The 14,779-nt window shown below is 38.4% G+C and carries 12 protein-coding genes; 3 read left to right on the top strand and 9 right to left on the bottom strand.

Annotation, left to right across the window (positions count from 1 at the left end):
- Positions 1–14: 14 nt before the first annotated feature.
- The 3 genes from MLOOGBEN_RS17220 to MLOOGBEN_RS17210 form a co-directional block, all read right to left on the bottom strand.
- Positions 15–1,457 carry a PstS family phosphate ABC transporter substrate-binding protein gene (locus MLOOGBEN_RS17220; protein ID WP_179159497.1) on the bottom strand — a complete coding sequence of 481 codons (1,443 nt, stop codon included), beginning with the start codon at positions 1,455–1,457 and terminating at the stop codon, positions 15–17.
- Positions 1,458–1,741: 284 nt separating this feature from the next.
- Positions 1,742–3,067: a branched-chain amino acid transport system II carrier protein gene (brnQ, locus tag MLOOGBEN_RS17215; RefSeq protein WP_179159496.1), complete on the bottom strand. Its 1,326-nt coding sequence runs from the start codon at positions 3,065–3,067 to the stop codon at positions 1,742–1,744.
- 625 nt (positions 3,068–3,692) lie between these two features.
- Positions 3,693–4,925 carry a Zn-dependent hydrolase gene (locus MLOOGBEN_RS17210; RefSeq protein ID WP_179159495.1) on the bottom strand — a complete coding sequence of 411 codons (1,233 nt, stop codon included), beginning with the start codon at positions 4,923–4,925 and terminating at the stop codon, positions 3,693–3,695.
- Between the two features lie 229 nt (positions 4,926–5,154).
- Between MLOOGBEN_RS17210 and MLOOGBEN_RS17205 the strand changes: the two genes are divergently transcribed.
- Entirely contained in the window at positions 5,155–5,397 is a 243-nt protein-coding gene (locus tag MLOOGBEN_RS17205) for a hypothetical protein (protein WP_095247872.1), read from the top strand.
- A 45-nt stretch (positions 5,398–5,442) separates the two neighbouring features.
- Positions 5,443–5,616, top strand: coding sequence for a DUF3934 domain-containing protein (locus MLOOGBEN_RS17200; protein ID WP_179159494.1), 174 nt, complete (start codon positions 5,443–5,445; stop codon positions 5,614–5,616).
- An 82-nt stretch (positions 5,617–5,698) separates the two neighbouring features.
- On the opposite strand, the gene MLOOGBEN_RS17195 is transcribed toward MLOOGBEN_RS17200, so the two are convergent.
- Positions 5,699–6,457, bottom strand: a complete 759-nt coding sequence (locus MLOOGBEN_RS17195) for an NRDE family protein (protein WP_179159493.1) — start codon at positions 6,455–6,457, stop codon at positions 5,699–5,701.
- Positions 6,458–6,573: 116 nt separating this feature from the next.
- Between MLOOGBEN_RS17195 and MLOOGBEN_RS17190 the strand changes: the two genes are divergently transcribed.
- The gene (locus MLOOGBEN_RS17190) at positions 6,574–7,536 is read left to right on the top strand and encodes a LacI family DNA-binding transcriptional regulator (RefSeq protein WP_179159492.1); all 963 of its coding nucleotides are present in this window, start codon (positions 6,574–6,576) and stop codon (positions 7,534–7,536) included.
- 198 nt (positions 7,537–7,734) lie between these two features.
- Here MLOOGBEN_RS17190 and mglC read toward each other — a convergent pair whose 3' ends face one another.
- The 5 genes from mglC to MLOOGBEN_RS17165 all read right to left on the bottom strand — a co-directional run bounded on the left by mglC (position 7,735) and on the right by MLOOGBEN_RS17165 (position 14,778).
- Positions 7,735–8,757: a galactose/methyl galactoside ABC transporter permease MglC gene (mglC, locus tag MLOOGBEN_RS17185; protein ID WP_179159491.1), complete on the bottom strand. Its 1,023-nt coding sequence runs from the start codon at positions 8,755–8,757 to the stop codon at positions 7,735–7,737.
- A gap of 13 nt (positions 8,758–8,770) precedes the next feature.
- Positions 8,771–10,273: a galactose/methyl galactoside ABC transporter ATP-binding protein MglA gene (mglA, locus tag MLOOGBEN_RS17180; RefSeq protein ID WP_179159490.1), complete on the bottom strand. Its 1,503-nt coding sequence runs from the start codon at positions 10,271–10,273 to the stop codon at positions 8,771–8,773.
- A gap of 186 nt (positions 10,274–10,459) precedes the next feature.
- Positions 10,460–11,524, bottom strand: a complete 1,065-nt coding sequence (gene mglB / locus MLOOGBEN_RS17175; RefSeq protein WP_179159489.1) for a galactose/glucose ABC transporter substrate-binding protein MglB — start codon at positions 11,522–11,524, stop codon at positions 10,460–10,462.
- 208 nt (positions 11,525–11,732) lie between these two features.
- Entirely contained in the window at positions 11,733–13,319 is a 1,587-nt protein-coding gene (locus MLOOGBEN_RS17170; RefSeq protein ID WP_179159488.1) for a response regulator, read from the bottom strand.
- Positions 13,294–14,778 carry a sensor histidine kinase gene (locus tag MLOOGBEN_RS17165; RefSeq protein ID WP_179159487.1) on the bottom strand — a complete coding sequence of 495 codons (1,485 nt, stop codon included), beginning with the start codon at positions 14,776–14,778 and terminating at the stop codon, positions 13,294–13,296. Before MLOOGBEN_RS17165 ends, MLOOGBEN_RS17170 begins: the two co-directional genes overlap by 26 nt.
- Position 14,779 lies beyond the last annotated feature (1 nt).

Raw genomic sequence — 14,779 nt, 5'->3', positions numbered from 1 at the left:
CCTCCACTAAAGTTTTAATTTTTTATATAACCAATTTTCCCAATAATCTCTTGGCCTTGTGGCCCCTTCATCCACTCCAAAAAGGGTTCAATTGTGGTGTTAGCGTTGTCCTTTAATGTTATAGCATAAAGGTTAGCAGTAAAAGGATATTTTCCGCTCGAAATATTCTCAGGTGTTGGTTCGACACCATCGATTGCAAGTAGTTTAATATTTTTACTATCTCTCATTCCTGTTGCAAAAAAACGGAATGAGAATCCAATTGAATTATCGTAATTTCGGTAGTCGGCAACTTGTTCAATAATCCCGCCCATTCCTTCTGGAACATCTTCCTTCAAAGGCTCCATGATTGGCGTATCACCCATAATCTTTTCCAGCAGCGTTTGACTGCCAGAGTTTTTTGGACGTTGAAAAGCTACTATTCTTTCATTCTTTCCACCAAGCTCTGACCAGTTTTTAATTTTCCCAGAATAAATGCTCTGAATCTCGGAGACGTCTAAACTATCTATTTTATTATCTGGATTAACAAAAAAGACAAATGCCTCCTTGCCAATGGGCGTCATGACCAGTTCCTTTCCCTGCCTTTCAGCCATTTCCTGCTGTTCTTTCGAAGGTTCTGCACCAAAGTAGATGTCCACTTCACCAGACAAGAGTCGTTCATAGGAGTAAATTGTATTTGTGAAGCTCACAATGTCCATTACATTATCCACATTACTAATGTTTTCATAAACTGTGTTAGCAAAAGCAGAATAGACAGGATATGCGGCTTCTGCTCCGTCTAATATAGGCATTTCACTAGAATTCTTTATCGTAAAAGTAGTAGGAGATTCTAATTCAGGCAGGATATTAGCTGGATTTGTTACGTCATAGGGTGTTAAATCTGTAGAAGAATAGCCGCCGCCATACTCAAATCCGTAGGATGGCAGAACTGTCTTACTCCGCTGCCACTGAACACCAGCCCCTGTACCAATCGCCAGGACGAATACGGTTAATACCGTCATCATTTGCCTCTTGTTAAAAGCGGGGCGGACCCTTTTGATGAGGAGTGATAAGAAAACACCAGATACAAATGCTGCTTCATAGGTTAATGGCGCCCATAGAAACAATCTTCCCTCGCCCATTAGCATCGTCATAAAAAAGATAGGCGCCATGGCTATATGTAAAATAGCATAAACTAACCATGAATCTGCCCCGTAAAATCCGCCGTTAATCAGCATAAAAACTGCCCATGCTACTGCAGTATAAGCAAGCGGTAAGAGGAACATGAGCGTAAGTCCCTTTTTATCATCAGATTTAATCAGATTTCTACTGGCAATCCATCCAGCAATCAAACCGCCAATGATAAGCGGCAGAATCGTCGTAATCAAAAAATTGTCTGTGGTAATCGTTAATGTGATGAATGAAATAAGAAGTGGAACTACACCAAAATACAAAAACATTGGAAGCAAATTTTTCCCCATTAAAACCCCTCCTTAAAAATTTTCATATGTATTTAGTGTAATTTTACACCTTTTTCTATTATTTTACAACACTTCCCTCAAAAAGGAATTGAGAAGGAATGATGAACGATACCTGTATTATTTCGTTTTAACAAGCAATTAAGGCATTATGCAAAAAAGACAGCCAGTACGGCTGCCTTTTTATATTCAAATTTACTATAATGGAACCCGTTAGGACGGGTCTTATGGTTTTTTCGATTCACTTTTCCATCAAAAAAGACCGATAGAACCGTCCCCCTAGTCCCTTAACTTTTCCTTCCAGAAAAGGCCAAAAGAACCGTCCCCCTGGTCCCACCTAGCAGTCCGCCCAATATACTTGGGAGCAGCCATCCTAATCCATTCGTGTAAAGTGGAATGAAGGTGAGTGCTGTCGAAATGGGTGCTACTTCAATACCTGCAGTGGTAAAACCATCGTAAATGCTAATAATTCCAGCACCTACTATTGCACCTATATAAACAGCCCTCGAGACCGGTATATAGGAGTGTAGTAAGGATAATACCACTAGGACAATCGCAATCGGATAAATACTGATTAGGAGTGGTATTGACACAGAAATTAATTGACTTAATCCTAGATTTGCCATTGTGAAACTAAATAAACAAAGTATGGTCACGACAACAGGATAGGAAAATCTAGTAAATCGTTGACTTAGATATTCACTACATGCAGCAACCAGACCTACTGAAGTGGTTAAACACGCTCCGGTAATAACCAACGCAAGAATGATGGAGCCGAAAGGACCAAATAACAGTGATGTAACAGAAGAAAGAATATCCCCGCCATTTTCCTGTATCCCAACACCCTCAACACTGGTGGCACCAATATATGATAAGGAAATATAGACAAACGATAACCCAATCCCTGCAATGATCCCTGCCTTAATCGTATAAGAACGAATAACGGATGCTGTCTTTATTCCCATTTCTTGGACTCGATTAATCACCACAACGCCAAAAACAAGAGCAGCAATTGCGTCCATTGTTAAATAGCCTTCAACAAACCCGCCAAAAAACGCTCCATCTCTGTATTTTCCTACCGCCTCACCAATGGAACCAATCGGTGAAGAAAATCCTCTTATTGAGATCACTACGATTAATAGTAAAAGTACCGGAGTAAGAATTTTCCCCACACGATCTACTAGCTTTGCCGGGTTAAGTGCCAGCCAAAAGGTGATAACGAAAAATACAAAGGTTGAAATAAATAATCCCATGCTGCTTTCATTTGATAGGAATGGTGCAACACCTATCTCATAGGTTACGGTACCGGTTCGAGGTATTCCGAAAAATGGCCCAATTGTTAAATAAATAATAACCGGAAAGACCTTAGCGAATGCCGGATGTACTCTATTAGATAAGTCATTTAGATCCCCGCCTGATCTCGCAATTGTAAAGACAGCCAAAAGCGGCAATCCAACACCCGTCACTAAAAATCCAATCATAGCTGACAAAAGAGATTCACCAGCTTGCTGTCCAAGTAATGGCGGGAAAATAATATTTCCAGCACCTAAAAATAAGGCGAACATAAAAAAGCCTAAGGCAATAATTTCTTTTAATGGTAATTTTCGTTCCATGAAAGTCCTCCAATAATTGTATAAAAAGGAAGTGATAGTCCAAATTTTACAAAAATTATTAATAATATATTGTTTTTTTAAAATAAACGTTGTTACAATAAGTTTATTTCTACAATATTCCCTATATCAATATACAAAATTCTACTCAAAACTGCAAAGAATTTTTAAAATAGTTGTTCAATTTAATTAGGAACGCAGATACAAATTTTTTGTAGCCAAATATGATAGAAAATAAACTATTCTAATAAAGGTATTCCTCTTCATATTAAGGACTAATCCTTCTGACAGCCTGCGCGGATTTGTCCTCAAGACCCTATATTAAGGACTAATCCTTCCGACGGCCCGCGCGGATTTGTCCTCAAGACCCTGTATTAAGGACTAATCCTTCCGACGGCCCGCGCGGATTTGTCCTCAAGACCCTGTATTAAGGACTAATCCTTCTGATGGCCCTCGCGGATTTGTCCTCAAGACCCTTTATTAAGGACTTATCTTACCGACGGACCGCGCGATTTGTCCTCAAGACCACCAATTAAAGGCGAATCCTCCTTGCCCCATTTAGATACTATTAGAAAACACCCTTTCCAACAAAAAGAGACACCGAATGAATTCTGGTGTCTCCTCCTATTTATTTGGATAGCAATGCTAGTACGGTATCTAACAGAACATTTACGCCTTTTTCACACTCTTCCCATGTAGTTAATTCTTCTTCACAATGACTTTTCCCATTAAAACTCGGAACAAACAGCATTGCTGAAGGAACATAGCTGGCAATAAATTGGGCATCGTGTCCCGCACCGCTGACCATTCTTTTATTGCTATAACCTAGTGACTGTGCCGATTTTTCTAATTGGTTTACAATATCTGTATTAAACCAAACGGTATCCCGCTCCCACAGCTTCGTAGTCTGTACCTCACAGCCCTCGTTTAAACCTAAGTTAGGAAGATTTTCAACAAAATTTTTAAAAGTACGAACAATCTCCGGATTTTTATGTCTGGCCTCTAGTGAAAATACGACCTTGTTTGGAATGACGGTATGAATACTCGGATACACATTCACCCTGCCAATGGTAAATACTAATTCTTCATTTAGCGCTCCTAATACCCTGCGAATCTCATTAATTAGATTATTGGCAGCAAAAAGCGCATCTTTTCTCATACTCATCGGTGTCGTTCCGGCATGATCGGATTCACCAGTTATTTCAATATCAAAGCATGCCATGCCTACCACACATTCCACGACACCAATTGAAAGGGCTTCTTTTTCAAGAATCGGTCCTTGTTCAATATGCAATTCTAAAAACGCAGAACCCTCTTTTAGACGATTTTCAATCGCGCCTTCATATCCAATTCCTTTCAATGCTTCTTCAAAAGTAATTCCCGCCGAGTCTTTCTTTTTCAACATTACATTCTTATCAAATTTACCTGAAAGTACTCCAGATGCCATCATCGAAGGCTCGAACCTTGCACCCTCTTCATTTGTAAAGTTAACAATCGTAATTGGGACGCGAGGCTTAATCTTATTTTCTACGAGTGTTCTAACTACTTCTAATCCAGCTAATACCCCAAGCACACCATCAAATCTTCCGCCTTTTTTAACCGAATCCAAATGGGAGCCAATTAGTATAGGAGGTTTATTCTCAGCACCCTCTAATGTTGCATACACACAGCCCATGTCATCAACCTTAACAGTTAAGCCAATTTCCTCACAGCATGCTCGAAAAAAGTCTCTAGCTGCCCGATCTTCCTCAGATAACGACAGCCGGGTTACACCATTGTTTTCCGTCCTGCCAAAGTTAGCAAACCGTTCAAGCTCATTCTTTAATCTCTCTCCATTAATTAATAGCTTTTGCCGCTGCATGTAAATCACTCCTTTTAATTGGTGTTAAACTTGGAGTCTCTTTTATTATAGTTATGTAAATATTCAGTTAATATTAATTATACCTATTGAAAACATTATGTCATTAGACAAAATATCAATTACTTTCCCATCTTTGTTTTATCGTTTGTGACGAAGGATAAATAAATGTTCCCCTTTCTGTATAACCTATGTTCGAATATATACTAGAAGTAAACATGGAGGTATGATAATGTCAGAGTTAGAACCAATAGAGTACCAAACGGGAGCACCGATACTTGATTATGATATTATTGATATTAAGAATACCGCAAATGGGTTTGAGGTCCTTCTTGATATTAATTTAGACAGCGGCTATTCATTATCAAGAACAACCCTGGAAATTACTCATGAAGATTTACAAGGTTATGATACAAATGAAATTGAAGAGGGCATTAAATTTGCGTTAGGTTTTTTTGAGAACAAAACTCAATAACCTTTCTCAGAAAAAGCCTGTTTTCAATTATGATGGAGTGGTTAGATGCCAAAAGCAAAAGCGAAAAGTGGAATAGGCAGAGGAACAGGTAAGAAAGGCTGGAATCGTTGGCAGGTTGGTGCTAAAAAGGCTAAAAATGCTAAACCTTATGTCAGCAAAGGAACTAAAAAAGTGGAGTCCGATAAGGCTGCTCCCGATAAAGAAACTACTGAATCCTAGCGATAGTTTTCCTGCATGAATTCTATTAATCAAACGTTTGATTAGTTTAGCAACCGATCTAATCAAACGTTTGATTAGTTTTTTATTTCAATTTAATTGTATATTTTTGAGTATTAACCTCGTTAAAAGTGAAAACTCGTTCCACATAGTGAATCTCTTTTTCATCCATTAATAAAACAGTTGAACTCCTTGTACCATATCCTTCACTCTTGATAAACATCGGTGAAAGCATTCTTTCAAATTCTAATGAAACCCCCGTTTGAGGCAGTTTTTCATCTGGCGCCTGGTCTGCTTTTTGAAGAAGCGTTAAAAGAGGCTCAACATAATCCTCTTGATTACTATTCAAAATAGCGGCTAACCCTTCTTTCCCTGCTTGTACTTTTGGCCATTCTGTATTAAGTAAATGATTGCTAACACCATAAATCCCCGGAGCCACTTTTATTAACTTCTGTCCAACATTGGAATAATAGTATAGCTCATCACCCTCCCCAGCTAACAGGTTATATCCAGGATAAGAGTCATTATTTCTAACTAGACTCTCCATATACTCCTTTATATCGCCTTTGTACTGCAGGGCATTTGCCACTAATTCTCCTCTCGAGCGTTTTCCCTCCGTAATCTCCTTTGGATTTCGATAATTGGTCAACGCTGCAAACCGCCCCGATTTGGTCATACCCATCCAAGTTCCCATTTTTTCTAAATCCCGTCCAGCAAGGATTTCAGGATCGTCGTCCCAAAAATGGACCGGAGCTGTTGGTCTTTGGTAAAACTCATCTCGATTAGCCGAAACCATTAGCTTGTATTTTGGATGAACCTTATAAGCAAACAAGATTAAACACATTGACAATCACAATCCTTTAAACGACAGTTTCTTCTAGTTTATCTTATTCCCGTTGTAGAATGAAGCCTTGGCAATTGTTAAGAACAATATGCTACTATTTTTAGTGAGGTGAGATTATGGCCAATATTAAGGATATAGCAAAGATGGCTGGTGTTTCAGTAACAACAGTCTCTCGTGTATTAAATAATCACCCATATGTTAGTGAGGAAAAAAAGAATGCAGTTAAGAATGCCATCGAGAAAAGTAACTATCAGCAAAATATTAATGCTGTTCATTTAAGTAAAGGTAGAACATTCCTTATAGGGGTTGTAGTCCCGTTTACAAATCATCCCTATTTTGCCTTATTAGTAGAAGGAATCGCTAATGAAGCCGTAAAAAATAATTATAATTTAGTTCTAATCCAAACTAATTACGAGTTACAAAGAGAGCTCGAAGCATTAATGATGTTAAAACATAAACAGATAGATGGATTAATAATATGTTCAAGAATTTGCGGTTGGGACCTGTTAGATGAGTTTAACTCCTTTGGCCCAATTATTTTATGTGAAGACACACGTGGTAAACAAGTTTCATCCACCTATATTGACCATTATAAAACCTTTTTTAAAGCCTTGGAGTATTTACAAGCTAAAGGTCATCATAATATTGGTTATTGTATTGGGAGAAATTCTGGTTCTAATAGTCAGCAAAGAGATTTGGCTTACAAAGATTTTCTTATGAAAAACAATAAACTATATGAACCGAATTATATATTCTATGATTGCTATCATTTCGAAGATGGTGAACGGGTAGTACAACGTTTAATAAACATGGAGAATCCACCTTCTGCTCTATTGGTAACCAGTGACCAAGTTGCGGCTGGAATATTAATCTGCTGTAAGGAACAAAACATTGCCGTACCTGAAGAGCTTGCCATTATTGGTTTCGATAATCAACCAATAGCAAAAATAATGAACATTACTACACTTGAGATTCCATTAATTGAAGTGGGAAAAAGGCTGTTTCTTCAAGCACTTGATAACACAAAAAATTCTCAAGATGAGGTCTTGGTTAGATTAATCGAGCGGCAAACAGTTTAGATTTTAAAAAAACCTCCATAATCGCTTGACCTGAAACGCGTTTCATACAATAAGCTGTGTATGTAAGAAAATACAGCGAAAAGTCGGCGTGATCAGGAAGTGGAGCGTAACGACTCCGCTGTGTTTATAAAGTGGAGGTTAAAAATATGGAAAAACCAACACAAAAGGGCATCCCCACTGAAGGAATGCCCTTTACCCTTATTTTTTCTTCGCATGCTTCCGCATATCAAAAGCTACGGCAACGATGATAATAGCTCCCTTAACGATAAATTGAATGTATGGACTTACACCAAGGAAAGCTAAACCATAGTTGATTACCTGGAAGATTAGTACTCCTGTTATTACTCCTGGAACGGTACCAATCCCTCCTGAAAGTGATACTCCGCCGACCACGCAGGCTGCGATGGCATCTAACTCGTACATATTACCGGTGTTGTTGGTTGCACTTCCAACACGCCCAGCCTCTAATGTACCTGAGAATCCATACAGCAGACCGGCAATCATATAAATGATAATGATATTTTTTGCAACGTTAACACCAGAAACCTTTGCTGCTTCAGCATTTCCGCCGATTGCGTACATATTTTTACCAAGCTGTGTTTTATTCCAAACCACCCAAATAATGATGGAAAAGGCAATTGCATATAGGATCAGGTATGGAAATTCATATTGACCTATTTTAATTCCCTTTTGCGCAAAGGTTGTAAAGCTCTCACTTAATCCCCCAATTGGCTGCGCACCATATGGCGGACGGTCAAAGTAAATGGAAGTGACGCCATAAACACCAATCATCATACCTAGTGTGGCAATAAATGGCGGTACGTGAAACTTTGAGACGATAAAACCATTTAAAGTTCCAAATAGTCCTGTTACAGCCATTGCAATTAAGATTGGAATAAACAAAGGCAATTCTGGAAGGTTTGGATACATTTTATAAGCATAATCACCTGCTTGAAGCAGCGAAGCGGAGACTACTGCTGCAAGTCCGACCATCCGCCCGGCAGATAAGTCTGTCCCGCCTAAAATCAGGATACCTGCTATCCCAAGTGCAATAATAATCCTTGAAGATGACTGACTTAGGATATTAACCAAGTTGGTCATGGATAAAAAGTCAGGAGATGCAATGACAATCCCAATTACTAGTAGAATTAAAAATACATATATAACATTATCAAACAGCCATTTTACAACATTAGACTTTTTTACGGCCTGAGTATTCATTTTGCTTCTCCTCCTAATACAACGCTGCCAGTCGCATAATTTCTTCTTGCGTGGTTGTCTTTGTTTCTACGATTCCGGCTGCTCTTCCATTACTCATTACTAAGATTCTGTCTGTAACCCCAAGAAGTTCAGGCATTTCTGAAGAAATCATGATAATTCCTTTTCCTTCAGCTGCTAATTCGTTAATTAGCTGGTAAATTTCAAATTTTGCCCCAACGTCAATCCCCCTTGTTGGTTCATCCAACAATAGTACTTCCGGTTTTGTTAGCAGCCAGCGGCCAATGATTACCTTCTGCTGGTTACCACCCGAAAGGCTTCCGATTGGCGTTTTTTGTGATGGCGTCTTTACCTTCATTGAATCGATTACCCATTTTGTATCATCATGAACTTTGCTTTCTGATAGAAACAACCCTTTTCGATACTGAGGCAGGTTGGCAATAATCGAGTTAAAGCTAATACTCAGCTCTGGGTAAATGCCTGTTGTCCGTCTTTCTTCCGTCACTAGTGCAAAGCCATTTTTGATTGCATGCTGCGGCGTGTGATTTTGGACAACCTTTCCATTTAATTCAATACTTCCTGACTTTATACCTCTGATACCGAATAGCGCCTCCATAACCTCTGTACGTTTGGAGCCTACTAAACCGGCAACCCCTAGGATTTCTCCTTTTCTTAACCCAAAATTGATATTGGTAAAGGATCCTTCCGTTTCAGCTGTTAAATCCTTAACTTTTAAGGTTACATCTCCAGGTTGATTGATCTTTTCTGGGAACCGCTGTGATAGGTCACGGCCAACCATGAGCTTAATGATTTCGTCCGTTGTTAATTCCTTCGCACTTTTCGTTGCAATATACTGACCGTCACGCATGATTGTCACTTCATCGGAGATTTTTAAAATTTCCTCCATTTTGTGTGAAATATAGATAATCGCTACGTTATCACTTTGCAGCTTTCTAATAATGGTAAATAAATGATTTACTTCCTTTTCAGTAAGAGAGGAAGTGGGTTCATCCATCACAATGAGCTTTGAATGATAAGAAACAGCTTTTGCAATTTCCACCATCTGCATCTCTGAGACTGACAAGCTTCCTACTTTGCTTCTCGGGTCAATATTGATGTCCAAACTTTTAAAAATGGCTGCGGTATCCTCATACATCTTTTTTTCATCAATAAAGATCCCTTTTTTCGGATACCTTCCCAGCCAAATATTATCCATTACATTTTGCTGACGGACTTGGTTCAGTTCCTGGTGGACCATTGAAACTCCGTTTTCAAGGGCTTGCTTAGAATTCGCAAATAAAACCTCTTTTCCGTCCAGCAGGATTTTTCCTTCATCCATAGAATAGATACCGAATAAGCACTTCATTAAGGTTGATTTTCCAGCACCATTCTCACCCATTAAGGCATGCACTGACCCTGCCTTCACTTTTAGGGAAACGTTGTTAAGAGCAATGACGCCAGGAAATCTTTTTGTTAAATTAATCATTTCAAGTAAATTGGCTGAACTTGCCTCTGACATGCTTAAACCTCCTTGCCTAACCATTTAACATGCATTTTTTATAAAAATAAAATTTGATTTCATCAGTCCTGTTTCAAATAATTATCTTGAAACATTGCCCCGAACGAAGGAAAAGAATAATGTATCCTTTTCCTTTGTTCGAGGAGCGCCATAGAGGCTATCCTCGGACTAGGCGCTTCCGCTTTTCTATTTATAAGCATCTTTACCGATTTGGATATTTTCTTTTGTAACCTCGATGTAAGGTACACGAACCGCTTTAGCGTCGTCTAGCTTCCACTCAGTTCCTTCTAATACATCCTTACCGTTTGCAGCATTTGCAGCTAGTTGAACTGTGGCTGCACCTTGGTTTTTCGCATCATTTAAGATAGATCCTACCATTTTCCCTTTTTCAATCATTTCAAGTGCTTCTGGAATCGCGTCTACACCTACAACTGGCATAAACTTATCACCTGAGAAGTACCCTGCTTTTTCAAGAGAAGCAATGGCACCCAATGCCATACCATCGTTGTTTGCAATAACAAATTCGATATTTTCGTTGTATTTTGCAATCCAAGCATCCATTTTTTCTGTTGCTTTCATTGCATCCCACATACCTGTATCAAGAGCTAGTTCATCTACCGCAATTCCTTTTTCCTTCAAGGTATCCACAACAAATTTAGTACGCGCTTCTGCATCTGGGTGACCTGGTTCACCTTTTAATAAAACGTACTGAAGCTTGCCATCACCATTTTTATCCCATTTTTCCTTATTCGCTTCCCAAGCCTTAGCGATTAGTTCACCTTGAAGCACACCTGATTCAGATGACGTTGTTCCGACATAGTAAGCTTTTTCGTATCCTTTTAATACACTTGCATCTGGCTCTTTGTTAAAGAAGATAACAGGAATATCCTTTACTTTTGCTTTGTCAATGATCGTTTGCGCTGCCTTAGGGTCTACAAGGTTGATTGCCAGTGATTTTGCCCCTTTTGCAATAAGTGTGTCTACTTGTTCAACCTGCTTGGCTTGGTCATTTTGAGAGTCATTCAGCATTAAGTTAACTTTTCCGTCTGCTGCAGTTTCCATTGCACGACGAACATAAGACATGAAGTTGTCATCGAATTTATAGATGGTTGCACCTACTGCTGGAAGGTCGCCGTCCTTGCCTTTTCCAGAATCCGTTGAACTTTTTTCTGTCCCACCGCAGCCAGTTGCTAATAGAATACTAGACGCAACTGTTAATGATAGAATTAACCCTTTTTTCTTTTTAAACATGTCATCCTTCTCCTTTTGCTAGTTAGTAAAGGCTCTGGTAAACTCCGCTTACCTCCACCTCATTGAAAGCCCTTACACATATGTTAACATCGGAGGTTTTCGTTCAATAGTTCCTACCTATAGCACAAATTTGCGATTTCCTAGACTATTTTGTTCATGCAAAAAGGACTAATTCATTTACGAATCAGTCTTTGTAACTATCGTTCTATTAACTTACCGTTTCCTTACGAAATTCGGTTGGGGATAAGCCTGTCTGTTTTTTAAACACACGGCTAAAATAATTCGGGTCCTTATAGCCGACAGAATAGCATATTTCTTTTAAACTCTTAGTAGCATCAACCATTTGCAGCTTTGCCTGTTTTATTCTTACTTCGGTTACGTAATCGATAAAGGTCATCCCAAACCGATCTTTAAATAATTTACTTAAATAAAAGGGACTTAGCTCCACATATTCTGCTACGTGTTCCAACGTAATGGAATCGGCATAATGACTTTCAATATATTCCTTCGCCCTATGAAGCATTCCCTTGGCATGATTGTTCCTCCACAGCTGAACATGCTTGACGACTGCTAGTAAATTAGCTTTTCCTTTTTCTAGAATTAGGTTACTATCTGCTGCCTCGTCGATCGTCAAGGAACCTTCAAAGTGTATCCCTAAGTCATGCATCATTCGTGAAAGGAGAATAAACAATTCATCAAGGGACTTTTTCACAACTGCAGCCTTTAATCCTTTGTTACTGGTCAGCTTGGTTACAAACGAATCAAAAATAAACATAACTTGATTTAGATCACCTTGTCGTACACCATCCAGCAATTTTTTCTCTATTTCCAGCACATCAGAAACGGAAGGCAGCTCACCAGCCCCTTGTTTATTACTAAATAAATATTTTCGGTTTGAAGTTTTTAATAGTTGGTGTAAAGCAACTACCGCTTCATGATAGGATTTATTAAGCTCATGGCCATGACTATATGGGAGTCCTATCCCTATTCTTAAATCCGCATTTATTTGGCTTTTTTGAAAGGAACTAAATAGACTCTCAATGGTATGCTGTGCATTTGTTTTAAAATGCACCTTTTCTGGAAGTTCTTTACATAGAAATAAAACAGGTACTTGAGAATCTGTCATTGGTCCTATCATGACATCTTCCTTTTTCACAACTGTTTTCAAGACATCCTTAAGCCATAAATAAAAGTTTTGCTTTAGATGTACATCACGTTCTCCTTCCTCCCTAGGCAGGAGGGAAAACAGCATAATATAACCAGAAGTAATTTCTACCCCTAACAGTTGACTCCATTCATCAAACGAAATATCTTGGACTTGGTTTAGGATTAGTGAAGACACCCACTCTTTCTGGGCTATGGAAACGGCACGGTCCAGGTTCTCCATCAAGCTTTGCTTTTCCTTCATAGACTTGCGCTCTTCAAAAATCTCACCAGAAACCCGCTGTAAACTCTCGAGAATATCCTGTTTTCTACTAGGTTTTAAGATATATTCTTTTACACCCTGCTGCATGACTTCCTTGGCATATTCAAACGTATTAAAGGCTGAAACCATGATAAATCGAATGTATTGATCAGTGCTTTTGATTTCCTTAACAGCTTGAACACCATCTATTCCGGGCATTTTTATATCCATAAAGATGATATCAGGCTTAAGTTCTCCAGCCATTTCAATAGCCTTTCTTCCGTTAGGCGCCTCACCAATTACCATTACGTCCTCAGAAGAGCTGTTTATGATCTTCGTTAATGCCTTTCGCTCCAAAACCTCATCATCCACAATTAGAACTTTCAACAAGCTCTCTTCCTCCTTTTACAACGTTTGGAATGGTCAGTGTAAACTTTGTCCCTTTACGTAACTCTGATTGTATTTCAATAATGTCTGTTTGATTGTAAAAAAGCTGAAGCCTGCGAATTACATTTTTTACTCCTATACCAGTTGAATGGCCTTTTGATCTATCTTTTTCATATACTTCTTCCAATTCGGTTCCGCTTACAAGTTTAAGCAATCTATTTTGAGTGCTTTCATCCATTCCATCCCCATTATCGACTATTTCCACATTAATTCTGTCATTTTCTTTATAGATATGAAGTCGGATTTCTGCATTTTCCTCATACGATTCAACACCATGTATGAAGGCGTTTTCGATTAATGGCTGCAGTGTCAAACTAGGAATTTCTATATCCAAACAATCCTCTTCAATTTCCGTGATGAATTGAATCCGGTCTCCAAATCTTGTTTGTTGAATAAAAAAGTACTCTTTTACAATAGATACTTCGTCCCTTAGAGTGGCAGCTTTATTCAAATCTCCGCCTAGGTTATAGCGCAGTAATGCCGCAACAGATTCTATTAATCTTGAAGTATGTTCCGCATCCTCTAGGTAAGCCATCTTTGAAACCGTATTCAAAGTATTGAATAGAAAATGTGGATTGATTTGGTTTTGAAGACTTCTTAGCTCTAATTCTTTTAGGAGCTTATCAAGCTCCGATTTCTGCTTAATTTCAGTTACTAATTGTCTTAGATTTGAACGCATTTGGTTAAAGGTTTGTGTTAATGGCTTTAGTTCATCCTTGGTAGTGATTTTAATATCTTCACCAGATAGATTACCTTTTGAAATTTGCCGGGCTGCCTCGGATAATAGCGTAATTGGTTTTGTAATACCGCCCGAAATCCAAAGAGCAATCAATGTACTAAGAAAAAAGGCAGCAGAGAAAAGGGAAAAAGACAATAATTTATAATAATGATTTTGCCTTTCCATTTGATCATAGAAAATTTGATAGTCTGTCAGCTTGTTATTCAGGAGCGCAAGCGTACTTTCTTGGAGGAACCCTGCTATTTTTATTGCTTCATTTAAGTGATTTGAATAATCGTTAATATTGTCTTTATGAAAAGCTTCTATCGTTGCGTCACTTTCTTCTAGAAAGCTGTTTATCATATTTTGGTAGTTAATAACACCCATATCATTCGATTTCATTTCTTTATTGAAAAGCCATTGGTCATTCAGCAGCTTCGATTTTTCCAGGTTATAGTCTTTTAAATAGGAGCTTTCCTTATCTAACAAATACCCTTGCAGGTTTTCCGTAATTATGTTGGTTCTTTGTGAGATATCATTTAACATCAGAAACCGTTTAAAACTATCATCATATTCATTTATTAGGTTTTCGCTGCTTTGATAAAAAAGGACGCCAACAGAGGTTAACAGAACGACAAGGACAATGAAATAGAGTAATAATTTCGATCGAATACGAAATAACATA

The organism is Bacillus sp. EB106-08-02-XG196 (genome assembly GCF_013396335.1).
GTDB lineage: Bacteria > Bacillota > Bacilli > Bacillales > Cytobacillaceae > Neobacillus.
The sequence above is the reverse complement of the archived record's forward strand: the minus strand, read 5'-3'. Positions and strand labels throughout refer to the sequence as shown.

Bases quoted from the DNA above. Each gene is read 5' to 3' on its own strand.
- MLOOGBEN_RS17220 (WP_179159497.1), bottom strand. From the start codon at position 1,457: ATGGGGAAAAATTTGCTTCCAATGTTTTTGTATTTTGGTGTAGTTCCA.
- brnQ (WP_179159496.1), bottom strand. From the start codon at position 3,067: ATGGAACGAAAATTACCATTAAAAGAAATTATTGCCTTAGGCTTTTTT.
- MLOOGBEN_RS17210 (WP_179159495.1), bottom strand. From the start codon at position 4,925: ATGCAGCGGCAAAAGCTATTAATTAATGGAGAGAGATTAAAGAATGAG.
- MLOOGBEN_RS17205 (WP_095247872.1), top strand. From the start codon at position 5,155: ATGTCAGAGTTAGAACCAATAGAGTACCAAACGGGAGCACCGATACTT.
- MLOOGBEN_RS17200 (WP_179159494.1), top strand. From the start codon at position 5,443: ATGCCAAAAGCAAAAGCGAAAAGTGGAATAGGCAGAGGAACAGGTAAG.
- MLOOGBEN_RS17195 (WP_179159493.1), bottom strand. From the start codon at position 6,457: ATGTGTTTAATCTTGTTTGCTTATAAGGTTCATCCAAAATACAAGCTA.
- MLOOGBEN_RS17190 (WP_179159492.1), top strand. From the start codon at position 6,574: ATGGCCAATATTAAGGATATAGCAAAGATGGCTGGTGTTTCAGTAACA.
- mglC (WP_179159491.1), bottom strand. From the start codon at position 8,757: ATGAATACTCAGGCCGTAAAAAAGTCTAATGTTGTAAAATGGCTGTTT.
- mglA (WP_179159490.1), bottom strand. From the start codon at position 10,273: ATGTCAGAGGCAAGTTCAGCCAATTTACTTGAAATGATTAATTTAACA.
- mglB (WP_179159489.1), bottom strand. From the start codon at position 11,524: ATGTTTAAAAAGAAAAAAGGGTTAATTCTATCATTAACAGTTGCGTCT.
- MLOOGBEN_RS17165 (WP_179159487.1), bottom strand. From the start codon at position 14,778: ATGTTATTTCGTATTCGATCGAAATTATTACTCTATTTCATTGTCCTT.